32 protein-coding genes and 3 tRNA genes are annotated in these 25,514 nt (G+C 66.8%); 7 read left to right on the top strand and 28 right to left on the bottom strand.

The genetic code is table 11. From position 1 onward, the window contains the following. Positions 1–85: 85 nt before the first annotated feature. Complete coding sequence (locus tag ACIPK3_RS02730; protein WP_402565998.1) at positions 86–775, bottom strand: hypothetical protein; 690 nt, start codon at positions 773–775, stop codon at positions 86–88. 1,161 nt (positions 776–1,936) lie between these two features. Here ACIPK3_RS02730 and ACIPK3_RS02725 point away from each other — a divergent pair. Continuing rightward, positions 1,937–2,803, top strand: coding sequence for a helix-turn-helix domain-containing protein (locus ACIPK3_RS02725; protein WP_402565996.1), 867 nt, complete (start codon positions 1,937–1,939; stop codon positions 2,801–2,803). Next, positions 2,800–3,036: a DUF397 domain-containing protein gene (locus tag ACIPK3_RS02720; RefSeq protein ID WP_402565994.1), complete on the top strand. Its 237-nt coding sequence runs from the start codon at positions 2,800–2,802 to the stop codon at positions 3,034–3,036. Before ACIPK3_RS02725 ends, ACIPK3_RS02720 begins: the two co-directional genes overlap by 4 nt. Positions 3,037–3,162: 126 nt before the next feature. Here the strand turns inward: ACIPK3_RS02720 and ACIPK3_RS02715 are convergent, their stop codons facing one another. The 10 genes from ACIPK3_RS02715 to ACIPK3_RS02670 all read right to left on the bottom strand — a co-directional run bounded on the left by ACIPK3_RS02715 (position 3,163) and on the right by ACIPK3_RS02670 (position 11,978). Next, entirely contained in the window at positions 3,163–3,981 is an 819-nt protein-coding gene (locus ACIPK3_RS02715; RefSeq protein WP_402565992.1) for a hypothetical protein, read from the bottom strand. 7 nt (positions 3,982–3,988) lie between these two features. Further along, the gene (locus tag ACIPK3_RS02710; RefSeq protein WP_402565990.1) at positions 3,989–4,315 is read right to left on the bottom strand and encodes a hypothetical protein; all 327 of its coding nucleotides are present in this window, start codon (positions 4,313–4,315) and stop codon (positions 3,989–3,991) included. Between the two features lie 74 nt (positions 4,316–4,389). After that, a complete protein-coding gene (locus ACIPK3_RS02705) occupies positions 4,390–4,686 on the bottom strand; it encodes a hypothetical protein (RefSeq protein WP_402565988.1) in 297 nt (98 codons plus the stop codon). Continuing rightward, complete coding sequence (locus tag ACIPK3_RS02700) at positions 4,686–5,741, bottom strand: major capsid protein (RefSeq protein WP_402565986.1); 1,056 nt, start codon at positions 5,739–5,741, stop codon at positions 4,686–4,688. Before ACIPK3_RS02700 ends, ACIPK3_RS02705 begins: the two co-directional genes overlap by 1 nt. Before the next feature lie 13 nt (positions 5,742–5,754). Continuing rightward, positions 5,755–6,174, bottom strand: a complete 420-nt coding sequence (locus tag ACIPK3_RS02695) for a head decoration protein (RefSeq protein ID WP_402565984.1) — start codon at positions 6,172–6,174, stop codon at positions 5,755–5,757. 148 nt (positions 6,175–6,322) lie between these two features. Then, the gene (locus ACIPK3_RS02690) at positions 6,323–7,009 is read right to left on the bottom strand and encodes a hypothetical protein (RefSeq protein ID WP_402565983.1); all 687 of its coding nucleotides are present in this window, start codon (positions 7,007–7,009) and stop codon (positions 6,323–6,325) included. Positions 7,010–7,085: 76 nt separating this feature from the next. Continuing rightward, the gene (locus ACIPK3_RS02685) at positions 7,086–8,927 is read right to left on the bottom strand and encodes a hypothetical protein (RefSeq protein ID WP_402565981.1); all 1,842 of its coding nucleotides are present in this window, start codon (positions 8,925–8,927) and stop codon (positions 7,086–7,088) included. A 41-nt stretch (positions 8,928–8,968) separates the two neighbouring features. Further along, complete coding sequence (locus ACIPK3_RS02680) at positions 8,969–9,184, bottom strand: hypothetical protein (protein ID WP_402565979.1); 216 nt, start codon at positions 9,182–9,184, stop codon at positions 8,969–8,971. A 722-nt stretch (positions 9,185–9,906) separates the two neighbouring features. Beyond that, positions 9,907–11,445: a terminase large subunit domain-containing protein gene (locus ACIPK3_RS02675; RefSeq protein WP_402565978.1), complete on the bottom strand. Its 1,539-nt coding sequence runs from the start codon at positions 11,443–11,445 to the stop codon at positions 9,907–9,909. Beyond that, a complete protein-coding gene (locus ACIPK3_RS02670) occupies positions 11,442–11,978 on the bottom strand; it encodes a hypothetical protein (protein ID WP_402565976.1) in 537 nt (178 codons plus the stop codon). The genes ACIPK3_RS02675 and ACIPK3_RS02670 overlap by 4 nt, the downstream gene beginning before the upstream one ends. A gap of 384 nt (positions 11,979–12,362) precedes the next feature. Here ACIPK3_RS02670 and ACIPK3_RS02665 point away from each other — a divergent pair, with 384 nt between their 5' ends. After that, positions 12,363–12,533, top strand: a complete 171-nt coding sequence (locus ACIPK3_RS02665; protein WP_402565974.1) for a hypothetical protein — start codon at positions 12,363–12,365, stop codon at positions 12,531–12,533. Positions 12,534–12,571: 38 nt separating this feature from the next. On the opposite strand, the gene ACIPK3_RS02660 is transcribed toward ACIPK3_RS02665, so the two are convergent. The 12 genes from ACIPK3_RS02660 to ACIPK3_RS02605 all read right to left on the bottom strand — a co-directional run bounded on the left by ACIPK3_RS02660 (position 12,572) and on the right by ACIPK3_RS02605 (position 19,846). Next, entirely contained in the window at positions 12,572–13,084 is a 513-nt protein-coding gene (locus ACIPK3_RS02660; RefSeq protein WP_402565972.1) for a hypothetical protein, read from the bottom strand. Positions 13,085–13,104: 20 nt separating this feature from the next. Then, the gene (locus ACIPK3_RS02655) at positions 13,105–14,550 is read right to left on the bottom strand and encodes a ParB N-terminal domain-containing protein (protein WP_402565970.1); all 1,446 of its coding nucleotides are present in this window, start codon (positions 14,548–14,550) and stop codon (positions 13,105–13,107) included. After that, on the bottom strand, positions 14,547–15,206 hold the full coding sequence (locus tag ACIPK3_RS02650) for a ParB/RepB/Spo0J family partition protein (protein ID WP_402565969.1): 660 nt from the start codon (positions 15,204–15,206) through the stop codon (positions 14,547–14,549). The genes ACIPK3_RS02655 and ACIPK3_RS02650 overlap by 4 nt, the downstream gene beginning before the upstream one ends. A 55-nt stretch (positions 15,207–15,261) precedes the next feature. Further along, positions 15,262–15,486 carry a hypothetical protein gene (locus ACIPK3_RS02645; protein WP_402565967.1) on the bottom strand — a complete coding sequence of 75 codons (225 nt, stop codon included), beginning with the start codon at positions 15,484–15,486 and terminating at the stop codon, positions 15,262–15,264. After that, positions 15,483–16,178: a poly-gamma-glutamate hydrolase family protein gene (locus ACIPK3_RS02640; protein ID WP_402565965.1), complete on the bottom strand. Its 696-nt coding sequence runs from the start codon at positions 16,176–16,178 to the stop codon at positions 15,483–15,485. The genes ACIPK3_RS02645 and ACIPK3_RS02640 overlap by 4 nt, the downstream gene beginning before the upstream one ends. A 61-nt stretch (positions 16,179–16,239) precedes the next feature. Continuing rightward, the gene (locus ACIPK3_RS02635; RefSeq protein ID WP_402565964.1) at positions 16,240–16,365 is read right to left on the bottom strand and encodes a hypothetical protein; all 126 of its coding nucleotides are present in this window, start codon (positions 16,363–16,365) and stop codon (positions 16,240–16,242) included. Then, on the bottom strand, positions 16,362–16,574 hold the full coding sequence (locus tag ACIPK3_RS02630) for a hypothetical protein (RefSeq protein WP_402565963.1): 213 nt from the start codon (positions 16,572–16,574) through the stop codon (positions 16,362–16,364). The genes ACIPK3_RS02635 and ACIPK3_RS02630 overlap by 4 nt, the downstream gene beginning before the upstream one ends. Before the next feature lie 247 nt (positions 16,575–16,821). Next, entirely contained in the window at positions 16,822–17,739 is a 918-nt protein-coding gene (locus tag ACIPK3_RS02625) for a hypothetical protein (protein WP_402565962.1), read from the bottom strand. Between the two features lie 15 nt (positions 17,740–17,754). Next, the gene (locus tag ACIPK3_RS02620) at positions 17,755–18,006 is read right to left on the bottom strand and encodes a hypothetical protein (protein WP_402565960.1); all 252 of its coding nucleotides are present in this window, start codon (positions 18,004–18,006) and stop codon (positions 17,755–17,757) included. Next, the gene (locus ACIPK3_RS02615) at positions 18,003–18,320 is read right to left on the bottom strand and encodes a hypothetical protein (protein ID WP_402565958.1); all 318 of its coding nucleotides are present in this window, start codon (positions 18,318–18,320) and stop codon (positions 18,003–18,005) included. The genes ACIPK3_RS02620 and ACIPK3_RS02615 overlap by 4 nt, the downstream gene beginning before the upstream one ends. A gap of 53 nt (positions 18,321–18,373) precedes the next feature. Further along, positions 18,374–19,510: a ParB/RepB/Spo0J family partition protein gene (locus tag ACIPK3_RS02610; protein WP_402565956.1), complete on the bottom strand. Its 1,137-nt coding sequence runs from the start codon at positions 19,508–19,510 to the stop codon at positions 18,374–18,376. A 162-nt stretch (positions 19,511–19,672) separates the two neighbouring features. Then, positions 19,673–19,846 (bottom strand): hypothetical protein, encoded by a 174-nt coding sequence (locus ACIPK3_RS02605; protein WP_402565955.1) that lies wholly within the window; start codon positions 19,844–19,846, stop codon positions 19,673–19,675. Between the two features lie 292 nt (positions 19,847–20,138). Here ACIPK3_RS02605 and ACIPK3_RS02600 point away from each other — a divergent pair, with 292 nt between their 5' ends. Continuing rightward, positions 20,139–20,666, top strand: coding sequence for a hypothetical protein (locus tag ACIPK3_RS02600; RefSeq protein ID WP_402565953.1), 528 nt, complete (start codon positions 20,139–20,141; stop codon positions 20,664–20,666). Beyond that, positions 20,667–21,443, top strand: coding sequence for a hypothetical protein (locus ACIPK3_RS02595; RefSeq protein ID WP_402565951.1), 777 nt, complete (start codon positions 20,667–20,669; stop codon positions 21,441–21,443). On the opposite strand, the gene ACIPK3_RS02590 is transcribed toward ACIPK3_RS02595, so the two are convergent. Beyond that, the gene (locus tag ACIPK3_RS02590; protein ID WP_402565950.1) at positions 21,429–22,394 is read right to left on the bottom strand and encodes a recombinase family protein; all 966 of its coding nucleotides are present in this window, start codon (positions 22,392–22,394) and stop codon (positions 21,429–21,431) included. The genes ACIPK3_RS02595 and ACIPK3_RS02590 overlap by 15 nt on opposite strands. Positions 22,395–22,500: 106 nt before the next feature. Further along, positions 22,501–22,752 (bottom strand): DNA-binding protein, encoded by a 252-nt coding sequence (locus tag ACIPK3_RS02585; protein WP_402565948.1) that lies wholly within the window; start codon positions 22,750–22,752, stop codon positions 22,501–22,503. Between the two features lie 137 nt (positions 22,753–22,889). Between ACIPK3_RS02585 and ACIPK3_RS02580 the strand changes: the two genes are divergently transcribed. Beyond that, positions 22,890–24,473: a tyrosine-type recombinase/integrase gene (locus ACIPK3_RS02580; protein ID WP_402565946.1), complete on the top strand. Its 1,584-nt coding sequence runs from the start codon at positions 22,890–22,892 to the stop codon at positions 24,471–24,473. A gap of 126 nt (positions 24,474–24,599) precedes the next feature. Here ACIPK3_RS02580 and ACIPK3_RS02575 read toward each other — a convergent pair. From ACIPK3_RS02575 to ACIPK3_RS02565, 3 genes are all read right to left on the bottom strand, one after another. Beyond that, a tRNA-Ile gene (locus tag ACIPK3_RS02575) sits at positions 24,600–24,673 on the bottom strand. Positions 24,674–24,840: 167 nt separating this feature from the next. Then, positions 24,841–24,913 (bottom strand) — tRNA-Asn (locus ACIPK3_RS02570). Positions 24,914–24,918: 5 nt separating this feature from the next. Further along, positions 24,919–24,991 (bottom strand) — tRNA-Asn (locus tag ACIPK3_RS02565). Between the two features lie 150 nt (positions 24,992–25,141). Here ACIPK3_RS02565 and ACIPK3_RS02560 point away from each other — a divergent pair. After that, entirely contained in the window at positions 25,142–25,456 is a 315-nt protein-coding gene (locus ACIPK3_RS02560; RefSeq protein WP_402565945.1) for a YtxH domain-containing protein, read from the top strand. Positions 25,457–25,514 lie beyond the last annotated feature (58 nt).

Below are 25,514 nucleotides of genomic sequence, written 5' to 3'. Positions count from 1 at the left end.
TGTGCTGCCGTCTCCGTGCGGCGGACGGTAGCCCGTGGGACCGTCTGCCGGTCAGGTTTCGGCCACCTCATTCCGCTGCCTGATCTCATCTGCCCGCGACTGCGCATTCCTCTTTCAAGGAGACGACGGTGCAGTCAACGAGACACATGATGAACTGGGCGGCGAGCAGCCAGGGCAGCAGCGGACTGTCGAGCGACAGGTTCTCTGCCGGTTTCGACAGGATCGGAATGCGAGGCGCAGGGTCGGTGAGATCCCTGGTGTAGAGCCGCCCTCGGTATCCATACGGCTGGGGGTCGCGTACCCGAACCGCGGTGACTCCCTTCTCCTCCAACTCCGGGCACTCCGCGATGGCTCGGATGGCGCAGGGCGCGCAGACCGGGGGGTGGACCGTCAACTCCTCCTCTGGCCACCCTTCAGGACACTTCTCTGGCACGTTGTCCAGCAGCCAAAAGACGCCCACGTCGCTGCGATCTGCGGTGCCACCGCAGACGTGGCAGAGGAGCTTTGCCATCGCCCTGCGCTGGCGCCCAAAGTGCACCTCGCCGTACAAAGCTCTGCCACGCCTGTCCGGCGCCGCCCATCCTCGCCCGCGATGGAGTAGGACGCCGTGCCGCCCGCGATCAACCGACAGCTCGTCCAGGTAAGCGATGCCACTGCGGTCGGGCTGAAGGACCAGGGGCGTCTTCAAGAACTGCTCGCCCGTCCACGCGGCCATCCACGGAGCGGCGGGCTTGCGACGGGGCACCACGGTAGTGGTGTCGGTCTTGGCATGCACGGAGGGCGTCCTCTCATTGCTGGAGGGGCAACGACGGGTGGAGTGGCCGGCCGCCGCCCTCCACGGCTTTGGAGCGGCGGCCGGTGGCCCTGCACCTCACGCCACGGGGGGACGCGGCGTGGCCCCAGGCGGCAGGGCCGCTCCCTCCGCCGGATGGCCCAGAGCCAGACCGTGGATGGAGACACAGCGAGGCCCGGGACGCGGAGGGAGCCGATTGGATGGCCCTCCCTGCGTAGGGCGTGGTGTGCTGCGCAGGGAGGGCCGGTCTAGGGGTGATACGTCGCGGCGTACTGGTCAGCGAGCCAGACGAGGACCACGAGGCAGAAGGTGACCAGGGCCGCGAACTGCCCAAGGCCGAAGCCGGTGCGATCAATTGCTTTGCGCTGGTTTCGGCGGAGCGTCCTGAACGGATGCCTGACCGCGAAGCGCAGACGCGGCAGGCGGCATCTCCTGTGCTCGCCTCTCATCACCGACACCCCCGCCGCGAGCCCAGGGACACGCGGAGGCCGGACGAGATGAGGCTGCGTAATCCGATGACCGTCATCGCGCGCCATCCTGTGTGAGGCCGCGGTAGAGGCAAAGCAAGGTGTGCGGCTCGTGCGGCACGTGGAAGAGGTCCGGCGGGCGGTCGGTCAGTTCATGCGCCGCGTCCAGTCTCGTACGCGCCTGCTGCGGCGATCGGACCGGGAGCGGGGCCAGGGTCGCGGTGGCCTCACCCGAGATGATCCGCGGCGGTAAGTCGCGGTGGCCTTCAAACATGGCGTCCTCCAGCGTTGGGAAAGCGTCTCGGTCAGGGCCCCACCTGGAGTCGCTGCACGCGAGGCGTCCCTCCGCCTGGAGAAGGAACGCGCCCTGTGGGGGCCTTGTTAAGCGGGCCGTGGTGCCTGCGGCCATCGACATGCTGAGTCCTCGCAGACCTAGAGCACATGGAGCACGCTTCGTGTCCGGCCGCGAACCATCTGGCCACACACGCAGTGCGGCCCTACAGCCGTGGTGACACGGTGCAACGAACGATCATGACCTGATGTTCAGTCACATCACCGCCGGGCTCTTAGCTTGCTCCTTTTGGCGGTCATGGCGCAACACTGTGGCGAGGATTCGCAAAAAGATGGAACACCTGTTCCATCGTCAAGCAAGTCCTAGACCTGCGAGACTGCGTCCATGACGCAGAAGCGAGCGACGCCGACGGTGATGAGACGCAGGGTTGGCGCGCAACTGCGTCGGTATCGTGAGCCGTTGATGAAGTCGGGCGACGCCGCGAAGCTGATGGGCTGGGACACCACACGGCTCAGCAGGATCGAGCGAGGGCTGTACCGGATTTCCGCCGAAGAGGTGCGCACGCTGTGCGACCACTACGGAGTGGATGACCGCGAGGCCATCACAGAGATCTCCAAGGCTGCCGAGGAACCGCCAGGCGGAGGCTGGTGGGCGCCGTACGCGGGCCGCGTCAGCGACGCCTACTTGGACTTCATCGAGCTGGAGGCCGGTGCGGATGCCATCCGCATCCACCATCCGATCGTGATCCCTGGCCCCCTCCAATCGCCAGGCTACGCACGTGAAATCCTCACACGAGCGGCTACCAACCTGTCGAAGGAACGCGCAGAGATGCTGGTCCGGATTCGCCTCGCACGGCAGGACATCCTGAGCCGAGACGACGGTCCTGTGCAGCTGCATGCATTGGTGCCCGAACCTGCACTTCACGCCCGCTTCGACTCCGGACCGAGGGTGATGCGCGACCAAGTGCGTGCGCTCATCGACGCGTCAGAGATGTCCAACGTCCGACTTCAGGTGGTCCCCCTGACGACGCATCCAGCGTACGCAACCAAGGGACCAATGACGTTGCTGTCGTTCCGACACCCTTGGGTGCCGGTGGGCAGTGTGGACAACTCCATGGGCGGAACGCACACCGAAGACCCGGAACAACTGAACTGGCTGGACGCCGAGTTCGAACTTCTCTCCTCTTGCGCCCTGCCCGAGGACAAGTCGCAGGATCTGCTCAATGAGTATCTGGAAGGACTGTACAAGTGAAGGAAATTCGTAGCCTGACGGCGCCGCAGCTCAACGGGGCCGACTGGCGCAAGTCTTCCTACAGCGGAAGCGGCGAAGGGCAGTGCGTAGAGGTTGCAGCCAACCTCATCGCGTCGCACGGCGGAATTGCAGTCCGCGACTCGAAGAACCCCGGTGGTGCGGTGCTGTTGCTGGAACAGAACGCCTTCGTGAACTTCATCGATGAGGTTCGCGAGGGACGGTTCAACGCCTGACGGTTGCACCCACAGGCGGCCCGGTTCCCCCCACGGCATATGCGGGGGGAACCGGGCCGTCTTTTGTAGCTGTACCCATTGGGTAGATGCAGCGTACTCGGCCCCAATGACTCGCTGACTACCGGCCTATCCAGGCTCTTGCATGTCCGGGCGCGGGCCGAAGGCACGGCGGCACCTCGGGTGGCTGATCGGCCAGCTCGCTGCATCCTCAACCGATCGAAGCGTGCGGACTGCCTTATCCGGGTCCTGGTGAGAGGTCCAACCGCAATCCGTCCCGTCGAATACCTCAACCACGGCGACGCCGGCCTGGCGAGTCCGGTTGAGCGTGCCAGCGTTGAATGCAACCGCGCTCTTGGCGAGAGTTGCGGCTTCGGCCCACGCCCGCACGGGTACCCGGGCTCCGTCGCGGTAGATGACATAGCTCAGCTCGTGATCGGCGGCCAGCCGGTCAGCGAGGTTCTTCGCGGCCTGCTTAGCCGTCATATTGCCCGCAGCCAGCAAGGGGACTTCTCGGCGTGCTGCCTCTCGTGCGGCGCGGTAGAACTGGCCAGCCATGCGCTCGGCTTCCTCAGAACGGCGCAGGAAGTCGGCGTAGGAATCTGCCGCAAGCGACTGAAGAGCGTCCCGGTGGAAAGTGGTCCACGTGAACGTCACGCCCAGGTCTTCGGCTGCCGTGCGCCCGCCTTCTTCGTACAGATGAGGAAGCTGCCGCTGTACGAACTGCCGGGCCTCCTGGTCCACACGCTGACCAAAACCCGCGATGGCCTGTTTGAACTCCTCCAACGTCGCCAAGATATACGGCGCTCGCGGGTTGTCCGCGAACCTAGCGATCACCTCGCGCTGCTTTCCTGCCAGTCGCTCCCAGGCTTCCTCGAGTATGGCCGCGACCCTGCGCGCGATCTCGTCGGGGTCTCCCGGTACCAGCGGCGGCCACTCGTACGGCACGGCGGCTCTACCTCGTGCGCCGAGTCGACAGAAGGGGCGCAGAGACGAGGTCGGCGCTCGCCTCCCCGTCCGCCGGGTCATCCGGTGCGACGAGTTCAGCGAGGCCCGCGATCTGGCGCTCCAGGCCGGCGAGGTTGTTGCTCTGGTCGATGGTGACCACGCCGTCGACTGTCATCCGCAGCGGCTCGGTGAGCAGCTTGGCTCGCCGCTCGGCGAGGACTTCGGCGGCGACAGCGCGCGCCCTGCGGAGCCGCGCGTAGCGGTCCGCCAGGTCTTGTTCGTCCGTCGCGGTGCCGAGCTGCGCGCGCAGCCAGGCGAGGAGAAACGGGTCCATCAGTGCTCCTGGATAGCCGCGCGCCCGTCCCCGGCCCCGGTGAGGGGCGGGGGACGGGCGGGGTGGTCGGGTGCTTACGCATCCGGGTCGGCGGTCTTCCTTCGCCGCCGCGGCGTCGGCTGAGCGGGCTCGGCCTCCGGTGCGGCTTCGGCCTCTGGCTGGGGCGGCGGCCCGGTGAAGCCGAACGGCTGGGCCCCGTCGTCCGGCTCGGTCTCCTCCGGGTCGGGCGACGGCTCGTCGTACTCCCACGCGTCCGGATTGGTGATCTCGGCGGCCAGGTCGTCGTCAGGCTCGTCGCCCGGCGCAAGCACGATCCACTCGCGTGATGTGGGGTGCTGGACGTGCACGGCGGCTGCAAGGCGGCGGCCCATCAGATCACCTTCGCCACGATGTGAGCGTCCGGCGTGTGCAGCACCGGCATGCCGACCGCAGCGCCCTTGCTCCAGATCTGCACGGGGTCGTCCTGTGCACCACGGGTGATGATGATGCCCGGACGGTCCTCCTTGGTGATCTCCGGGTTCGAGCCGCGCGACAGAGCCAGGCCCTCGGCGGTCACGCCGAATATGGTCTGCCCCCACTTCGAGCGGTCCGGCGGCAGCATGATCCACCGGTCCTCCGGGATCACCTTCGTCTGGACGCCGTCGACACGAACCTGCCCCTTGTAGAAAGTGATCGGGGGAAGGCCGTAGTTATCGCGCACGACGTTGATCTGCTGCGGGGTGAGCGTGGCGGTCGGCGTGTTCGAGGGATTGACGGACCCGTAGTAGGCCGCCCTGTAGGCGTTGTTGGCCGCCAGGAACGAGAACGCCTTGCGGCTGGTGACCACCAGCTCCGGGAAGGGAGCACCCCGGTCATCGAGGTACTGAATCCAGCCTAGCTCGTCCTTGATCGGGTCGGAGGTGGGGTCCGACCAGAGCTTCGGGACGGTCGGCAGATTGCCCGCCGGAACGCCCCAGTCGACCTCGGTGGTCAGCCCGTTCTCCGCAACGAGCGAGAACTTGCCGTCGAGCAGGACGTCACCCCAGGCCAGCTCGACTCGGGAGCGGATCGCCTCGACGTGCCGCTCGGTGTCGTCGTACAGAAGCTCGATCAGCCTGTCCTCGTCCGCGCCTCGGGACGCCTCCAGCAGGATCTGCTCCTGCTCACCCACGAGGAGCTTCTGACCCAGCGGCGGCAGCATGCCCTCGCGGGTCGTCTGCCACGCCTCGCGGGAGGCGAACGGCACGCTGGCGTCGAAGGCACGGTACTTCGCGACGTTGACGTACCGGCCGTTGTCCTTGACCCGCCACTTCACCTCGTCCTGCTCAAAGGTCGGGATGATCCCACCGTCCTTGGTGAACAGGTGGTCAGCGGGCGAGGGGATCGCTCGCGCGAAGGTGGTGAGGTCGCGGGCGGCGACGTTCTTGATCAGGTCCTGAATGGTCATCGTCGGCCGCCTCTCACACGTACCGGATCTGCGGGCCAGTCACCGACGGGGTGACCTTGGTGGGGTCGATGCCGCCGGGGACCTTCGCGGCGGCGACGACGCCGTGCCACAGCAGGGCGGCAGGCACCTTCGTGGCGGTCGGCGCGAACAGCGCCTCGGCGAAGACGTGGCCAGCGAGGTTCTGGCGGCCATCGGTCGCCGTCGGGTCGAACGCCCCGTACAGGCCGCTCGCGGTGATCTTGCCGACGGGTACGCCGGACAGGACCCGGCTGTAGGGCTGGGCGGTGTCGGTCGACGCTGCCGTGTGCGTGCCGCCGGTCAGCTTCGACAGGTCGAGCGTGATGGTCTCGGTGGAGTCGGTGCCGTGCAGCGACGCGAGCCAGGCCCGGTCGGCGGTGTACGACGTCGACGTGGTGATGGGCTGGAGTGTCACAGCCGTCCTCCCGTGGACGTGAAGCGAAGTGGATTCGCGCGCTCGCCGGTGGCGGCGCCGTCCACGGGAGGTGTGAAGGGCGTGGTCCCCATATCCGGCTGTCCCGCCGGTGGGGTCATGGTGTGCGCCATGACGTCGCTGGGCCTGTTCAGCCGGTGACGAATCCTCGGCGGCGGGCCATCTCCAGTCCGGCCGCGCCGGGCTTGGGCGGCACACCGCCGCGCGAGGGTGGTCCGCCGGCGGGGGAACCTCCGGGGGCGGGCGGTGTGGCGGCGCTGGTCTGGCCGAACAGCTCGGGCCGTCGTTCCTTCAGCTGCTCGGCAGCGGCGGCGACGGCTTCCTCGTCGGCGTCAGGCTGGTCATCGAGGGCCCGGTCGATGAGGAGGATGGCGTCACTGAGGTCATCTCCAGTTGCGCCGATTCCGGCGAGGGCGGCGCGTCGGATGGCGGCGCGCTCCCTGGCAGTGGCCTGCGCCTCGCGTGCCTCGGCGGCCTTCAGCTTCTCCTCGGCGGCCTGCTCCCTGCGTTCGACCTCCGTCAGCGCGGCCTGCTCGGCGTCGCGCTTGGTGGTGATGAACTCGGTCAGCGCCTCGGAGTTGTCGAAGCCGAGATCGCCGAGCAGCTTTTTGACGGCCGCGCGACCGCCCTGTGTCTTCTCGCGGGCCAGCAGCCGGGACAGGTCTTCCTGCGTGACCGAGCCGCTGGCACCGCCGCCGTCGCCTTCGGGCTTGTTGGAGTCGTCCTCGGGCGAGGCGCCGAGGATCGGGTAGATCGGCCGCCCGTCACGGCGGTGCCCGACTGGTTCGAGCGGGTTGGGGAGCGAGGGGCGCGTCATGCGTGAACCATCCACAGGTCTCCAGCGCCCCCGCGCCGTTGATCAGTGTAGTTCGGTTCCCCACAGTGGCAGTTCGTCACGGTCGCTGCCCACCGTCCTGATCCTCCGGGATCAGCGGGACTTGGACGTCATCCGGTGTGGCTTCAGGCAGACCGAGGTATTTGCGCACTGCGGCGTTGTCGCCGGTGGCGTCCGCGAGACGGGCAGCAGCCTCGAAGGCTCTGGCCTGGATGCGCTCGATCTCGGCCTGCGCGTCATCAATCGGGTATCCGGCCTCGATCAGCATCCGGACACCGGTCTCCACCGACAGCACTCCGGCACCGACGGCCTTGACCACCTCATCGAGAACGGCCGCACGGTCGGTCGGCGTGTGCGGCCCCCACTTCAGGCGTGCGGGCAGCGACTCCCCCGCGGGCCACCCCTCGGCCTGACCGGCTTGGTGGAGACGTTGCACCATGCGCAGCAGGACGGCGTACTTATGGGTCCGCGCCAGGCGCATCGCGGCGACGAGCGAGTCCAGCGGCCCGAGTGCGAGTTGCAGCGCGTAGCCGGACGGCAGGGCGGTCGGGTCGAGGGTGCCCAGTCCGGCGGCGGTGAGGCGGCTGTTGGCGGCGATCCGGTCGAGGATGTGGTCGACGCGGGCGCGCAGCTCGGCGAGTTGTGCTGAGGTGTCGAGGACGTCCATGCGCCCGTTGTCGTTGAGCTGCCACACCGTCCCGGCACGGACCTTGACCGGGAGGGGCTGGCCGGTGGCACGGTCGATGGGCAGCCGCGCTCCGGCAAGACCGATGATCGGTGAGCCGGTGGTGGCGGAGGCTCCGGAGCTGTCGGTGTCGGTGGCGGACAGCTCGTCCAGGGCCTGTAGGACTGTGGCCACCGTCGGCTTGCCCCAGTGTTCGCCGCTGGCCGGGATGGAGTTGGTGACGTGGACGAGGGGGATGAAGTCCACCATCAGGTCGAGCCGGTCAAGGACTTCACCGTCCGACCGTGTCCGGTAGGTGGCCTTGTGCATGGGCAGGTCATAGAGGAAGTCGGCGTACTTGAGGTCGTCCAGCTCCCATTCGGCGTCGGTGAGGTAGCACGTCCACGGGGTCCGTCGACCTGGAGCCCACGGGTAGGTGCGGGTGATCACGCCGGTCTCCGGGTTTAGCGAGTCGCCCGTGTTCAGAACTGGTTCGCCGTCGTCGGCGTAGACGTACTCGCGTACGGCGTCGCCGTTCTTCGCCGCACCGCGCCGGGTGGCAGGGACGATCGGCCCCAGTTCGTACGTGATCCGGCGAAGCCGCGCTTTCAGGCCGCGCCGCTTGTCCTCGGGCAGCTCCCAGGCCAGATGCACGCGCATAGGGAACTCGGCGCCGTCCTGCTCGCCGTCCTCCGGCCACTCGGGGAAGTACAGTCCCGGATCCCAGGTGCGCATCAGGACGCGACCTTTCGCCGGCTCCCAGGCCAGGCTGTAGACCGCGTCGCCCAGCAAGATCGCGGTCCGCTCCGCCTGCTGGATGCGCAGGGGCAGCAGCTCCTTCTCAGCCCACGCCCTCAGCTTGTCCTGAACGGCCAGCGCCATGGCTGCTTCGTCCGTCGGCTCGGCGTCGGCGTGCTCCGCGCCTGCGACCGTGATGGTCTGCTCGGAGCCGAGGAGGTAGCCCAGTGCGGTGTCGATCAACTTCGAGGCGTCGCCCAGTTCCCGCCGCTCGGTTCCGCCTTCGTCGTCCCCGGTGATCGCGGCAACCTGGCCAGCCTGGTTGGAGTCATACGCCGCGAGCAGACGATAGGCGGCCAGACGGCGCAGGTCCTCGTCAGGAACCCAGGACGAGGTCAGCTCCGCCCAAGTGTTCCGGCCCGGCCGACGCGGGTCCGCCATGATCGGCTTGTAGTCCAGCCAGCTCCAGACGTCGGTGATCAGCTCGCGCAGGCCCACAGTGCCCCTCCAGGCAGTCGGCCCCGCGCCGCAAGATCAGGTTACGGCGTCGCCGTGCTCCCGCTGGCCTCTGCCACTGCCTCGTCGTATCCGGGCAGTCCCGGTGCCGGGAACGAGGAGCACGCGGAGAGAAAGCCGCCTCGGTCGCCCGCGCTCTGCTGGCGCTCGCCGAGCTGGTCCCACCGGTCCGCACACTCCTTCTCACTGGGACTGGAGTAGGCGGGTGGGGTGCCCTCAGCGATCTTCTGCCGTTGCATGGCCAGACCTTCACTGCGCCCGAGCCGGTACGTCTCGCGTACTCGGTCGAGGTGGGCGGCGCGCTGGTCCGCTTGGGTCGGCTTCTCAGTTCCGGACGAACAGCCTGTGAGGCACGCGGCAACCATCAGAGCCCCGCACACGCCGATCCTGGCACTCCCCCGGGTCCTCATGATCGGGAGGCTACCAAGGCAGGGTCATCCACAGAAGTCTGCTCAGTAGTAACAGAGTTGGGGAAACACGCCTCGCGGTAGGGAACCAGTGCATAGGGTCGCAATGCCACGGCTGTCGGTTGCCCATCCCGCTCGCCCGCTCACACGTCCGGTGCGATCGGGCACCTCACGGTGAAGGGAGAGTGAGATGGGAGATCACGCTAAGCCGAGGCGACAGCGGCTCACTGGCCGCCGAGTCTGGTTACTCGTCCAGGTCTTGATTTGGTTGAGCAGCCACTTCGGCGACCAGTAGCCCGATGGGTACCGGCCGTTCAGGACGGCAATCTTTGGCGGCCGGTACCCGCACCTTCGATCACAGTGCACACCGAAATGAGAGTGCGCAACGCTCCCGAGCATAGCCACGTGGGAGCCCCGCAGGAGCACGAATGACGCTTAAACCTTGACGCGAGTCTCGCCATGCGGCAAGTCATCTGCGTCGCTACGGCGAGACAGCTCGTTGATCGGGGCAGTTTCCTCATGGGGCCGTTTCCGGCACCTTCGCTCGATGCGGCTCAGCGGCGACCGTCGAAGCGGTCGTCGTCGATGTCCGTTGGCAGTGTGGCGAGTTGATCCGGATCCGCTAGTTCTGTCAGTCCATGCACGGCTGCGTCCATACGGTCCGGGGAGTCCATTCCTTCGACCCAGGTGACCATCTGATCTTCCAGTTCGGTGTACTCGCCGACGTGGTGGACGAGCTGCTGTTCGTAGAGCTGGGCCACCGGTGCCGCGCGCAGGCGCTTGCCGACCTTGGCGGTGACTTCCAGGATCATGGGCATGAGCAGGCCCTTGGTGACGCCCTCGCGGCGTAGTTGCTCCCATGCCTGGGTGACGATCTGCCGCGCCATGTCCCCGCCGTAGTTCTTCTCCACCACGATGGCGTCTGCCTTGAGTTCGAGTGCGAGTCGGCAGGCGGCAAGACCCCAGTCGTTGGCGCCCATGGAGCCGGAGCGGTCGGCGAGGACGTAGAGCTGCCGGTCGAAGTCACGGCCGACGCCGATGACGCCGGTCTCGTCGCCGACGGTGGACTCTCCGCCGGCGGGGTCGACCGCTACGACGATCCGCGCCATGTCGATTCCGGAGAACTGGACGGCGTTGATCCTGGCGGTGTCGATCCACTCGCGCTTCCAGACGCCTCCCTCCGGCGGACGCGGCTTCTGCATGTAGAGGGCGCCCCAGACGCGTTCGCCGACGCGCCTACGGGTTTTGGCGTGGTGAGCAGCGTCGAATCGCTGGGGCCACAGCGGCTCACCGGCTTCCCGGCCGAGCGGGTCATCGGGGCTGTCGGCGAGGGCCGGGAGGTCGATGACGCGCCATGCGTCGCGCTCGGTGGCGAGGATGCGTCCAGCGAGATCATCTTCGTGCCAGCGGGTCTGGATGAGGCAGATGGCTCCGGTGGGTTCAAGTCGGGTCTGGATTACGGAGGTCCACCAGTCCCAGGCTCGCTTGCGCATGGTCGGCGAGTCCGCGTCCGCCATGTCCTTGACCGGGTCGTCCACGATGGCGATGTGGGCGCCGCGTCCAGTGAGGCCGCCTCCGATGCCCGCAGCGAGGAGCCCGCCTTCGCCGCCGACGATGTCGAAGCGGTTGGCGGCCTTGCTGCCGGGCGCGAGCTGTATGCCGAGGTCGTCGCCCCAGGTGTATATGGCGTCCCTGATCCACCGGCCGTGGTCGTCGGCCAGGTCAGCGGAGTAGCTGGCGATCATCATGCGGTGGCCGGGGTTGCGCCGCAGGTACCAGAGCGGTGCCCAGCGCGAGGCGCGTCGACTCTTGCCGTGCCGCGGGGGCATGGTGAGCATGACCCGGTCACACCGGCCCTCGGCCATGTCGATGAACGCGCGGTCGATCAGGTCCAGGTGCGGTGCCTGCATCTCACGCCCGCCGGTGAGCACGGCGGCGAGGGCCCCGGGCGAGCGGTCCATGGCCAACTGCCGTTCGGCGCACGCCAGCTCGGCCCGCAACGATGGGGAGGCGGACCGGGCGATGGCACGGCGTTGGGCGGGCGGGAGTGTCTTGTAGTGGGCGATGACGCTCTCGTTGCCCCGGGGCCTCATTCGACGTCCGGGTCGGTCAGGGCGATCAGCGCGTCGAGTTCGTCGGCGGTGACGTTCTCGATCTGCACCGGCTCACCGTCGGGGCCGGACAGCTCCGTTCGGACGGGCATGTCGAGGCCGAGCAGTCGGGCGCGCCGTTCCATGATCCGCAGGGTTCGGTCGATGGCCGCGAGGTCCTGGTCTCGGACCGCCTTCTTGTACGCCACGAAGAACAGCCGGTCGAGCCGGTCGGCCTCCAGGGCCCGCAGCTCGTCAACGTCGTCGTTCAGCTCGGCACGGCGGTCGGCGAGTGCAGTGCGGACGTCACGGCAAGCGGCGTGGATCAGGGCCTCGTCGGTGGGCGGGTCCTGATCCTTGCGGTACCGCTCGATGCCGTAGCCCTGGGGGTAGGCGATGCCGTCGGAGTTGGCAGTCGGGTCGGCCGCGAGTTTGCGGGCGATCGTGAGCCAGTCCACGCCGGCGAGTCGTAGGTCGATGGCGTCCGAGCGGCGGCGCGCGATGGCCGCACGCGCGGCTTTGTCGGGGCGTCCCACGGCGGGGGTCCTCCACAGCTCGGGTGCGCCCCCGCGCCCGGCTTCATGATCGCACTTTCAGTGGTTCTCGAGGTTCGTCACGAATCGACGTCGTGACGGGCGGAGTTGGCTATGCTGTGCGGCACCTGGGGACAGAGTCCCCAACCATTGCCCTCCGGAGATCTGGTCCCGGCGTACCAGATGAGCTAGGGGTGTCCCCTGCCGTTCTCCTATCGAGTGGATGCTGAAAAGGGAGCGCCCGTCTCGACTCGCGTTAGCAGCGCACCGACTGAGTTCTGAACGTCGGCAGGACCTCAGCCGACCTCACGTATTCGCGTGGTGGTCGAGCTGGGGTCTGCCTGTTGGCCGCCTCGGACGACCGCCCTTCGCAGAAGGACTGAACCGGTGGATTCCGCCAACCTCTGGATTCTCGCCGCCGCGGGCACGGTGACGACCATCCTGTTCGTGCTCAAGGGCCTCCTTGACCAGCTCCCTGATCTCGCGAAGTCGTGGAAGCAGGCCAAGCGCGCCTTCCGCGGTGACGAGCCGTCGGGGAACGACTCCGACGAGGCGTAACGCGGTACGGGCCGCCGGTGTACCGGCGGCCCGTTGCATCACATCAGAGCCATCTGTTCGCCCTCGTCCGGCCGCTTCGGCGGGACGTATTCGGGAGGAGCGTCCGGTGCGTTCCGCTGAGTGCGCAGCCACCAGGCGAACTGATAGTTGCGGCAGGTGCGGTAACGGACTGAATTGCGGCGTGGTTCGTCGGCGGGGATGTTGTGCTCGCCCCACCCGGTGATCGGGCGAGCGTTATCAAGGTGTACGTACAGCCCCGCCACGCTGGCTGGGCCGTCCCACTGTTCTCCCGGGGCGCCCTCGAATGCCAGGTGGGCGTTCTGGCTCCAGTTCCAAGGGTTGGGCAGAGCGCACAGGTACCAGGCAAGCGGCGGGTTCTCCTGCGGGAGTTCGAGGGTTTGGTGCCGTTGGCGGACGTCGACTCGGGGACGATCGGGCTGGCCGAAACTGCGCAGGCAGTGCTGGTCGAGGGCGACGTGCCGCACGCCAGCCAGCCACATGATGTGGTATCGACTTCTTGATTCGATCCGGATCTTTATTCGCTGCGACATGCGCTCCCCAATTGCTTTTCCTAATTGGCGAGAGATTCATTTCTCTCTATTACCAATTTTATCAAATTTCCCACCAATTCGAGATGCCTGTCATGACGGAAGCCGTTCGGATACGGCATGTTGAATTCCTCTTCGAAAGCCTTCTCGTATTCCTCTTTAGGGAGTGCGATAGGGCGGCGGCACGTCGCCTTGAGGTTGGACCCGCTGAGGTCGGTGACTTTCACGTCCTCGAAGTAGCGTCGGAGCATGGGCTCCAGCGTCTCCGGCGTGTGAAAACGGAGCTTCTGCCACTTCCCCTTGACGAAGTTCATCTCCACGTTGTCGTCGTCGAGGAAGCTCATCTTGGTGGTCGCGGTCTGCGAGGTGACTCGCTTGGCCTGCTCGTCACGCAGTTCGCGGGCGAGGCTCCGCGTCCCGAGGCACACGACTCCGTCGGCCGCGCACAGGGCGTTGACGGTGGTCATCACCCAGTGCTGGTAGTCGAGGGAGGTGGTGGCGTTGATGACGGAGTCCAGGACTACGACGTCGTACAGGCCGTTGGTCTGAATGTCCTTGGCGATGTCGCGGATCATGCCGACGACGGCCCGGATGTCGACGGCGTACGAGCCGTCCCGGCACCGGTATGGCTCGTAGTCGTGGATGTTGAAGCCCTTGGCGCGCAGGTGCTTGGCGTAGTCGCCATACCCGGCACCGAAATCAACGACGCGTTGGCCGGGCTTGAGCCAGGGTGTGACGAGCTGGTCCCAGGTCTCGGAACCGTACGCCAACTTCCCGGCCTTGGCCTTGGAGGAGAACTTGCGCAGCCGCTTGGGCTGGACGATGTGCTGGTTCCAGACCGGGGCCTTGTCCTCGATGGCGCTCCAGTCGTAGACGCCGTACTCCCCGGTGAGGTCGGCGTGGAGCTGAGCGGCGTCGGCCGAGGACACGGTCCAGGCGAGGATGTCGAAGCGCGAGAACGAGGCGACGACTGCGTACTCGGCGTTGAGGACGATGCGCCCCTGGTCATCGATGACGACGCTGCCCCACGGGCCGTGGCCGGCGGTCATGTGGCCGATGGCGTTGATGAAGGAGAGGTTCTTGCGCTCGGCCACGCGGATGGACTGCCACGGAATCCAGGACCACGAGCCGATCTCCCCGGGCTCGGCATAGACGACACTGGCCTCGGTCTCCACTCGGTTGTGCAGCAAGTTGAACTGGATCTCGTCCTGGAGACGGACCTTCGTTCCGAGCATGACCGCGGGGGTGTGGGTCAGTCCGATGGCCTTGAGACCCTTGGTCCTCTGGTGGCCTGCGACCAGCGTGCCGTCCGCGTTGAGGATCACCGGCTTGACGACGCCGTGGCGGCGCAGCGAAGCCTGGAGCCGGACGAAGGCCGTCTCGCTGAGGCGGCGCGGGTTGTAGTCGGCGGGGCGCAGTTGATCGAGCGGGTACGACTCGTGGAAGGTCGTGGTGGGTGCCTTGCTCATGCCGCGTCGCCCTCCTGGTGGGCTTCCTGGAGGACGTGCCAGCCGAAGCCGAGATCGCTGTTGGTGTCGTCGACGAACTTCGTGTAGATGGCGTTGAGGGCTTCGACCTCTTCGGAGGTGATCCGCACGCGCTTGGACTCCCACTGGAGGTAGCCCCACTGGAGGTAGTCGACGGTGGCGGCGGCGCCGGTGCCCGCTCCGTCGGAGGTCAGCTCCAGCGTCTCGGGGAGCGAGGTGTCGTCCAGGAGCCGGTCGACGCTCTCGCGGTCGTATCCGGTTCCGGCGAGATCCGGGATCTCGGAGAGGACTTCGGCCAGCAGAGCGGTGTCGTACCCGGCGAGGTCGTTGGTCCGGTTGTCCACGATGACGATGCGAGCTGCTGCGTCGTCATCGACGTCGATCCAGGTGGCCGCGATGTGTTCCCAGCCGAGCTGCTGGGCGGCTGCGACGGTGTGGTTGCCCGCCAAGATCTCGTTGGGCCGCCCGGTGTGGGTGCCCTTGTTGACCACGACGGGCCGGTACTGGCCGTTGACCGTCAGCGATTCGGCGATGGCCGGGAGGTCGCCGGTACGGGGGTTGCGGTGGTACGGGGCCAGGTCGCCGATCGGCACGGCGAGCGGCTGGAGCTGTTCGGGGATGTTGGCGAGCGCGGTCACGGGCGTCCCTTGTGTAGGCCGTTCCCCGCGCCCTACGCACGCCAACACTAGACGATCAGCAGGCGGGTCGGCTCGGTCCAACCAGCTGGCTGGCATCCTCGGGAGCCTGGTCCGTCGTCGGCGGAATGCCGCTGACGGTTGGATGGTTGGCCCTCTCGTCCCTGCTCCGGTAATAGGCGAGTTCGGCGCGGATGGCGTCGAGCTGGTTGTCGGTGATGGTGCTGGCGGTGAGCAGTCCGACGTCGATCCGCTCACCGGTGTACTGGCGCGACGTGGTCATACGCCCGACGCTACCGAGTCGACCGATCCGCGCTCCGGTCGGGGAACGACGAGGGACTGCCCCTTGCCTTCGGCGACCAGGGTCTTCGTGATGGCGCTGGTCACGGCCGTGACGTAAGAGGTGAAGACTCCCGTTACGTTCTGGCGGTTGGAGCGCGAGAGGTCGTTGTTAAGGAAGAACGCCTGCCGCTGGGCGGTGCTGATCTCCAGTTGCACGCCCATGCCGCGTACGCCGCGGTTGCAGATGTTCGTGGCGTCGTTGCCGTTGATCTCCTCGTTGGCGACCTGCACGGCGAACCCTGCCTGCGCCAGGGACTGACCGATGCGGTCGCGCAGGGTGTAGTCGAGGCCGCCGAGGTTCGTCATGGGGGTCGCGCCGGCGGCTCCGTGCCAGGAGATGACGTGGGTGGCGCCCTGGGCCAGCGCCAGCGCCTGGGGGTCATCGAAGCTGGTCGACGTGATGTGCAGGTCGCCGTTGTTGGCCTGCTTGATTCCGTCGAGGGTGTAGAAGTCGTGCACGTCGCCTGCGGCTGCGCTGGCGAGTTCGCTCGTGCCCTGCTCAATCCCGCCACCGTGGATGGCCAGGTGGAGGAGCGTGGAGATCGGGGAGGAGCGCCAGGAGCGTTGGTAGTCGATGCCTTCCATCTGGGCGCTGGCGAGTGCGGCGAAGGAGTTGTACAGGCCGGTGGTCATGGTGGGGTCCTTGAGGTCGGCGTGAGTGTCGGGGCGCTGGCTACGGCCATCGCCCCGACGTCTATCGGTTGTTGCAGCGGCAGATGCCCGGCGGCAGGCACCAGGCGTCGCACGCGTTGCACCACTCCGCGCCCGGCACGGGCGGCTCGCCGTGCCCGGCCTTGTTGGGTGTGTGGTCCTCGGTCATGCCGCTGTTCTCCTGGGTCGTCGTCTGGTTGCGATGGCTTCTTCGAGTTCCGCGCTGCGCCGCGCCCCGTTTCGATCGAGGGCTGTGCGAATCTTTCGCCCCGGATCCCGTTCGTCGGCGGCTTTCTCCGGTGGGCCGTCCCGCTCGGCGAGGAGACGCAGGTACAGCTCGCGGTCTTCCGGGTTGCCTTTGAAGTCGTCTGCGCTCATGTCGCTCCGGAGTGCACAGGACCCGCCCCCGGCGTGGGCGGGGGCGGGTCCGGTCGTGTTCGTGGCTGTGGCCCCGGCGGCCTCGCTTCGGTGCGGAGCCGGTGCCTGGCGGGTAGGGCGCGGGGGATTGGCCACCCGCCAGGCACCGAAGGGGATGCCGCATGCCACGGCATGTTGGAGGGCCGGTTCCTCGGCTGTGGCCGTTCCCTCCAACGAAATAGACCGTATCACTCTTGAGTGTTGGGATCTATCTACTGGCCGAGTGGTCCCTGCCGTCGTGCGGCGTTCCGTACTCGAACCCGTCAAGGGGCCCCGTCTCGTGGGCAGTCGGCCCGTCGGTGAAGAACAGGTCCTGCTGAACGGCGCGGGGCCGAGCCGTGAAGTCCTCCGGCCTGAGCGAGATCTGCCGCATGCCGCGAGGCGGGGCCACGTCGCGGACCGGTATGACCGTGATCACCGTGGCTACCCCTACCGCCGGAAACGCATCGGGGGGCAGCTCCCACATGGTTCCGCGCGCCTCCCAGATCCGCGCGAGGAAGTCCTTGGTCCTGTGGTCGCTCCGATAGGTGAGGCTGCCGTACATGATCGCGACGAGGAGGCCGCCGGGCTGGACGAAGCGCAGCGCCCGTTCTACGTGCCGGATGTCCTGGCGTCCGGCGAACGGCGGGTTCATGACGACCCGCTGGTATCGGCGCTCCACGGGCACGGCGAAGAAGTCGGCGGTCGTGACCTGGCGGGCGTAACCGCCGGTGCGGATGTGCTCGGCGCGAGCTGCGTCGAGTTCCACACAGTCCACGATGGCCCCGCGGGCGGCGACCGCTTCGGCGATCGCGCCGCGCCCTGCGGACGGCTCCAGCACCTCGCACCCCGGTTCGAGTTCGGCGAGGTCCAGTAGGCGTTCGACGGTGGGCTTGGGCGTCGGGAAGTACCCGCGGTCCACGTCGGTGATTACCTCGCCGGTGGAGAGCAGCCCGGCGATGGCGTCGGCGGCGTCGATGGTGAAGATGTGGGCCTTCTTGTAGCGGTGCCAGACGCCGCCGACCGCGTGCAGCGCGAGGTTCACCCGCTCGTACAGCTTGCGGTCGAGCTGACCGTTCAAGCGGAGCGCCGGTCCGTCGACGGTGGCTGCGCGTATGACGTCAAGAACGTCGGGATCTATCTTCATGGTGGAACTCCCGGATCAGGCGTATTCGGTGCAGTTGACGGCGAGCGGGTGACCCTTGTGGTCGGAGCAGACGGCGTCGCCGGTGGCGGGGTCGGTGCCGCCGTCGCACAGCTCGCAGACCCAGTAGCCACAGACGACGCAGATCGCGGAGGCGACCTGGTTGTTGGCGGCGTCCAGGTCGGCGTCGCAGAGGCGGCACAACGCGGGTGGCAGCGTGCCGTCGTCGGGCCACGCCTTGAGCCCGTTGATACGTTCGGGCCGCTTCACGCGTCCGGCCCCTTGACGGCCAGGAGGGCCGCTTCGAGTTCGACAAGCCGGGCTGCGACCATGATGGGGAAGCGGACGTAGACCGAACTGCCGCCCTGACTGGCGAGTATGCCCGCCGCGCGGAACGTCGCGTTGCTGGCCTCGACCAGGGCCTCGGGGTCGTTGTCGCGACGGGCCGTGACGAGATGCTGGGCGGCCTCGCGGACACTCTGCGCCGCGTCGGAGTCGTACTCGTCCAGGGCGTTGGCCGTGGCCGGCACTCCCTCGAAGAGGTTGCGGTTGATGTTCCGCATGGCGTGGATGTCGTTCATCATTGGGGGCTCCCCGGAAGGGGGGCGGCCCGCTGGGGGCCGCCCCGATGGATGATTCAGGCCGCGATGGCGACGGGCTCGACCTCGGGCTCCTCGGAGCTCGGCGCCGCCTGGTGCTCCGCCTCGTCCGTGGCCTCGACCTGCGGAGCTGCGACCGGCTCGGCGTTCGTCCCCCCGTCCGCCTCCGAGCTGTCGTCGGTGACGGACTCCAGCTGGGCCAGCGCCGCGTCGGCCTCCGCGACCAGGTCGGGGGCGGTCGCGGAGGGGTTGACCATGATCTCGCTGGCGTCGGCGTGGGCCTTGGCCTGGCGGAGGTTGAAGCGCGCCCTCTGGACGAAGCCAGCGACCCGGTCCATCTGCTCCAGCCGCTTGCCCACCTGTCCCTCCAGTGCGCGGGCGAGCTCCATCGGGTCGGCCTTGCCGATGCTGTCCAGCAGCTCGCACATGCGCTCGATCTCGTCCAGGTCGCTCTTGGCCTTGGCCTGCGCGCGAGTGCGCTGCGCCTTCTCCTCGGGCGTCATCTCCTCGACGTCGACCATGGAGTCCTGCTGGGCCGCCTTCTCCTGCTTACGCATGGCGTAGGCGATGTGGACGAGCTGGTTGTCGCTCTTGTCGCCCTTCTTCCAGTCCTCGAAGACGGCCTTCTGGTTCCCCGGCGAGAGCGCGGCGATCTGCACGGCGGCCTGGGTGCCGATGTGTCCGAGGTCGACGGCGGTCTGGATCTCCGGACGCAGATTGAGCAGAGCGAGCCGCTGGTTCACGTACTGGGTGCTCTTGGTGAACCTCTTCGCGACCCTCGTTACGGCTTCGGGCGTGACCTCTCCCTCCATCGCGTCGAGGACCTTCTTGAAGCCGCGCGCCTCCTCCAGCGGCAGCATGTCCGCCCGGGTCAGGTTTTCGACCATGGCCTTCTCGAAGGACTCCATGTCGCTGATTTCTTCGCCGTCGGCCAGAAGGATCTTCGTCTCGATGGTGACGTTGCCCGCCATGGCGTTCGCGCGGAAGCGGCGCTCTCCCATGACGAGCTCGTAGCCGCCCTCAGCAACCTTGCGGACGACGACGGGCTGGAGGAGGCCGTGCTCCTTGATCGAGTCGCGCAGCTCCTTGAGTTCTTCCTCGTTGAAGGTCTCGCGCGGCTGGTTCGGGTTGCGGCGGATCTGGCGCATCTTCAGGGTCTGGTACTTGTGCGGCATTTCGGTCTCCAAGAGGTCGATGGGGGCTTCTCCCTTCCCCCTTCCTTCTGGTTCTATTCTATATGCATTCAGCGGAGGGGTCCATGATTTTCGGAGAAGATTTCGCAGGTGGAACGCGTGAGCGCGGACCCCCGTCCAGGGATCCGTGCTCACGCGATCTCGCTATTCGGCCTGCCGCGATCCTTGCTGCCACTCGTCTTCGAAACCGGCCCTCTTCGGTTCGACAAGCGCCAGGGCGCCCAGTACATCCAGCGCCGCCGCCTCATCCAACGCGGCGCACTCCCTACCACCCGACTCTGCCAATCGGGCCAGCACCCGCGCCATCTCGATCCCCACCCGTCCCGTTCCTCCCGTCGTACAGCAGCCCGCACCCGCAACAGGTGACGAACCACTTAGATCCCCCCACAGCAAGTGTTGCGGCACATATCGAAGGGGAAAGGTACGCAGGCTTCGACCACCCCGTGAGCCTCATATGCCTTGTACCGGTATGTACTTGCTGCCCGAACTGATCTTCTTCGCACCCTGTCCTAATGTCAACCAACATAGACATTAGGCTGTCCCGGGTGTCTCCATGACGGTCCTGGTCGCACTCCCGCACCCCCTTGCACCCGAGAGGAGCACCCAACGGATGCCATCCGGCCCCGCCATTCCCCTCGCCATCAAGCTGGCCCTGCTACTGCGCCGCAAGACCGCGACGGAAGGGCAAGTCTCCAGCGTTCGCGTGCTGGCCGACGGGACGGCTCAGGAGCCCGACGGAAAGCCCGCAATGACCTACCAGGTCATGAACGACCTGCTCAACGGGGTCAAGAGCAACCCGCGTGTCTCGCAGTTGCAGGGACTTGCACGCACATTTCAGTGCCCGGCGGCGTTTCTGCTGCCCGGCTACACCGGTTTGACCTCTCTGTCGGTCTACGAGGAGCACCAGGACGCCCGCGAGGCGCTTCGGCTGATCCACGACTTGGGCGCGACCGGAGCCGCTGAACTCCTTGAAGCCGCTCGCGCGATTCGGCTGCGACATGGGCGTTCCGATCTCACCGTTCCAGAGATTCCCGAGCCCATGCCGGAGGTGTCGGCGTCTCCCCGGCCAGGCCGGCGACGGCGGCTGAGTTTAAGCGAGGCGGCAGAACGGGCGGTGTCGGATCTGGAAGGGACGTAAATGAACGGCCTCATCTTCGGCCTGTGCGCGCTGTTCGGCGTGGCAGGCACTGCGCACGCGCTCAGGGAGGTCTGGCGTCAGCGCCGCCGGACGGAGTACCGCATCGCCCGCATCGCCCGCATCGTGGCCGCGAGTGCGAGCACGGTCGGGGCGTCCTTCGCCATACCCGCGGTCGCAGGCATGATCGAGTCCGCGATCGGTATGGACAACGTCGCCAAGCTCGCAGCTCACGTCTGCTTCGTGGTCGCGTGCGGAAGCATTCAACTGATGCTGGTCGACTGGTCATACACTTCCGAGGCGTTGACGGCGAGCCTGTACGCCCGTATCGCGCTTGGCCTTTGTGTCCTCGCTGCAATGATCACCCTGTTCGTCGCGAGCACGGATGAGAGCATCGAATTCACGATGCAATACGCCGCCGTGCCAGACGTCGCCGCCTACTACCTGGCCTACCTGGCCTACGTGGCGATCACCTGCTGCGAGATCACGTACCTCTGCTCCGGCATGGCTGTATCCGCGCAGAGGAGCGGACACGTGTTGTCGGCGCGCGGTCTCGGCATGTCAGCCGCATCAGCCATCCTCGGCATAGCGTTCACAGCCAGCAAGGGCTCCTACTTGGTGACCCGCTACCTTGGTCGCCCCTGGTCACTGCGGGCCGAGGAGATCGTCTCGCCAATGCTGGGAGGTCTCGCCCTCATCACCTTCACAACGGGCCTAATCCTGGCGATGGCTGGTAGGCGCGTGCCGCCCGAGAAGGTCTCTGCCTCAGCCCTTGCCTGACAGACCAGGCAGCTTGCGCCAGTGCAAGACGACCCTGCCGGGCTCGATGGTGCGCACTCCTCGGGCTCGCGCCGGGAACACCTCGACCTTTTCCAAGAGCAGACGCACGATGGCCTTGCGCGACGTAGACGGGGCCGAGTTCCACCACTTCACCAGATTCTTGGCGTCTCCCAGCTCGAAGGCCGCCATCTGCTCGGCGTACCGGAGGCGCGAGCCGATCTCCTTCAGGTTGGCCGTGATCTCACGATCGGCGACCACCCACGCATCGCTGCTGATCTGCCGTTGCCCGTACAAGGTGGCCGCTTCGCCCTTGCGGCTCTCCAGCTCCGAGATCTCCGCTCTCATCTTCTCGGCCTTGGCAGCGACGGCAGCCTGAGCCTTCAGGATCTGGGCCCGAATACCGGGCTTGAGGAGTTCGGCCACGACATACTCGCCGACGTAGTTCTCCAGCAGTTCGGCATCGATGCGGACCTCACCACAACCACCGCGTCCGTCCTTGTCCTTCGGACGGCAACGAAGACCGGGCGTGCCAGCGTTTGTGCGTGCTCCCTGAAGCGGCCAGGTGCACTTGCCGCACGTGCTGGCACCGTCCACCAAGAGGTAGTCGTAGGGCGGGGACGCGTCGGACGTCTTGCGGCTACTCTCTCGTGCCTGGAGCGCGCTGAACTCTTCGGGAGTGATGGCGCCCGGATGGCCAGCTTCGACGAGTTTGCCTTCATCGTCGTACCGCAGTCCGGCAATCGCGGGGTTCCTGAAGAGGCGTCCGACTGACGCGTCCTTCCACTCCCCTCCGAGAGTTCCCCGGTAGCCCTCGCCGTTGGCCCACACGGCGATGTCCGCATTCGACTGATTACCCACGATCGCCCGGCTGACCATCTGGCGAAGCGGGCCCACTTCGTCATCACATAGCCGACGACGCGACGCGTCGTCGAAACCGTAGAGCCGTGGCATGCGGTCGTCCGTCCTTCGCTGGTACGCCTCCTCGCCGCCCGATCCTAGGTCACAGCCCTATGACCAGTGCTGTGACCTAGGCAAATCGATACACAAAGCGACGTGATCACTGCATGGGCGGTGTCACTTCGAGCACCCGCCACAGCGCAGCAGTAGGGACCTTCACCGTGCTGCCCATCGAGAGCGTCTGCACGGGAAAAGATCCCTCCTTGATCAACTTGTAAGCCTTGTGCACTCCGATTCCCAGTGCTCGCGCGGCCGTCGTGACGTTCACCGTCGGCGGCAACGCAAGCAGTTCGTCCAGGGTCATGGTGCCGGCCCCGGCGTCCGTAGCTGCAGAAGCGTTCTTCGTGATCATTCCCGTTGTCGCGTTCTCCCCCGCGCCAACGTCTCATAAGGATACGCCAACACTGGAGTGTTGGGGCAAGATGAAGCATCGGTTCGACAAGGACCGGCACAGACACTCCACAACCGAAGGCCACGAAGGGGACATTCGTGTTCAACCCCAGCTACTACCGGCAGTGCGCCTGCCGGGAGCCCGTGATCGGAGACGACGGCACTCCGGTCCTCAACGACGACGGCACCCAGAAGCGACGGAAGATCGGCGCCGCCTGCCCCAAACTCGCGAAGACCGGCCACGGCACCTGGTACTTCTACTTCGAACTCGAAGCAGGCGAAGGCAACACGCGACGGCGCTGCCGCCAGGGGGGCTTTCGGACCAAGGACGACGCCAAGGACAAGGCATCCGAGGTCTACCGCGAGGTGATGAAGGGCACCGACGTGCTCAGCAACGCCACCGTCGGAGAGGACCTGGAAGCCTGGCTGAAGAGGAAGAAGAGCCTGGCGCGAACTACTGCTCATGGGTACGAGGAGCACATCAGGAACTACCTACTTCCCCACCTCGGGCACATCAAAAGACGCGACCTCAAGCTGCGGCACGTCGAGGCGATGTACGACGCGCTCGAACGTGAGAACGCCGAACGCCTGCTCCACCATGCTCGGATAGTCGAGCTGGAGGAAGCCCGCGACGCCGCCCGCACAGTTTGGATTCGCGCAGCCGGGATGGGGGAGGAGCGCCGTAAGACACGTCGCGCCTACTTGGACGCCAACGCAGCACTCCGTGAGGGCCGCAAGGGTAAGCGAAAGATCACCAGCGCCGCCACGATGCATCGCATCAACGCCACCCTCCGCTCCTTCCTGGGAAGCGGGATCAAGCGCGGCGACTACACCACCAACTGGGCCGCCATGGTCGAACTGCCGCCCATCAAGCGAGCCAAGGCCCTCGTCTGGACGCCGGAACGAGTCGAAGTCTGGAAGCTCACTGGCGAGAAGCCCAGCCCAGTCATGGTCTGGACTCCGGAGCAGACCGGGTCATTTTTGGACTTCATCGCCGACGACCGGCTGTGCGCTATGTGGCACGGGTTCATCTTTCGGGGCCCGCGTCGCGGCGAGATGTGCGCACTGCCCTGGTCCGAGGTCAACTTCGCCGGCTCATGGTTTCGCATCTCCGCGCAGACCGTGGAGATCGCCTACCGGACGTACAACGAGGCCCCGAAGCAGGACAGCGTCCGCACCGTCACGCTCGACGTCCAGACGCTCCAACTGTGGGCCGCATGGCGTGAGAGGCAGAAGCAGGAGCGTGAACAGTGGTCCGGTGAGAAGGCATGGGTGGAGAGCAACCGGGTCTGGACTCACGAGAACGGCGAGGAGCTTCACCCCGACTGGATCAGCCGACGGTTCAACCGGCTGGTCGAGCTGTCCGGGCTCCCTCCGATCCGCCTGCACGACACCCGGCACCTGTCGGCAACGCTGGCGCTGCTCGGCAAGGCGGACATCAAGGTCGTCCAGGAGCGCCTGGGACACAGCTCCCGCCAGATCACCTCGGACACGTACACGAGCGTCCTGCCGCAACTTCTGACCGCCGAGGCGGAGTCCACGAGTTCGGTGGTACCCAGGTCGAAGAAGCCCCGTCCGCAGAAGGAGAAGCCACGGAAGGCGCAGGTAGGGGATGACGCTACCGAGACCGGCGTGAATGACGGGGGCAATGAGCCGGACGAGGGACTTCGGCACGCCGCGTGAGCCGCGTCCCGACTTTGTCCCGACACCTGTGGTGTCATGATCGGGATGGGCCGCCAAGAGCCTTTGGCCAACGCCCCGACCAGACATAGTGCCTGGTCGGGACGTTTCTGCGCTGCCACTGTGCGGTGGGGCGGGTGGGACTCGAACCCACGACCGACGGATTATGAGTCCGCTGCTCTAACCGGCTGAGCTACTGCCCCATAGCGGCGTGTCGCGTACATGTGTGCGCGCCGTCTGCCGCAGCATAGCCGCTCATACGATCTCCTGCCTCGGCTGGGCGGCCCCACATGACCTTGAGGACTCCGCCTCGGGCGCTTCGGTTCCCTCGGACATGAAAAAGGACCCCTGAGGGGTCCTCGTTCAAGCGCTCCCCCGACTGGACTCGAACCAGTAACCTGCCGGTTAACAGCCGGCTGCTCTGCCAATTGAGCTACGGAGGACCGAGCTCCCCCGACTGGACTCGAACCAGTAACCTGCCGGTTAACAGCCGGCTGCTCTGCCAATTGAGCTACGGAGGAATGCCTCGTTGCATCGAACGCACCTACCTGGGTATCCGCCAGGGGGCGCGCGCTCGCTGCGACACATACATTAGCGCAAGCAGGGGGGTGCTCCGCCAATCGGTACTTCCCCACGCCGACGCCGCACCAGCAGACCTACACGAGGGATGGGTGACCGCCATGCGCTACCGGCTCACGTTCGTCATCGGACTGGCCCTGGGATACGTGCTCGGCACGCGGGCCGGGCGCGAGCGCTACGAGCAGCTGAAGAAGTCCGCCCGGCAGGTCGCGCAGAACCCGGCGGTGCGCAACACCGCCGAGACCGCGGCCCAGCAGAGCCGGGTCCTCGCGGGCAAGGCCGCCCACGTGGTCGGCGAGAAGATCGGCGAGCACATGCCGGACTCGCTGACCCAGCGGGTCCACGCCCTGCGGGACCGTCACCCGAACGGCGAGGTGAGCGACGACTGGGGCGTCAGCAACACGTGAGAGCACCCGGGCCCCCGGTTCACGGCTGTAGCAGGCGTCGGGATACGGCAGAATTTTC

The sequence above is a fragment of the Streptomyces sp. NPDC086787 genome (assembly GCF_044745865.1).
Taxonomy (GTDB): Bacteria; Actinomycetota; Actinomycetes; order Streptomycetales; family Streptomycetaceae; genus Streptomyces.
The sequence above is the reverse complement of the archived record's forward strand: the minus strand, read 5'-3'. Positions and strand labels throughout refer to the sequence as shown.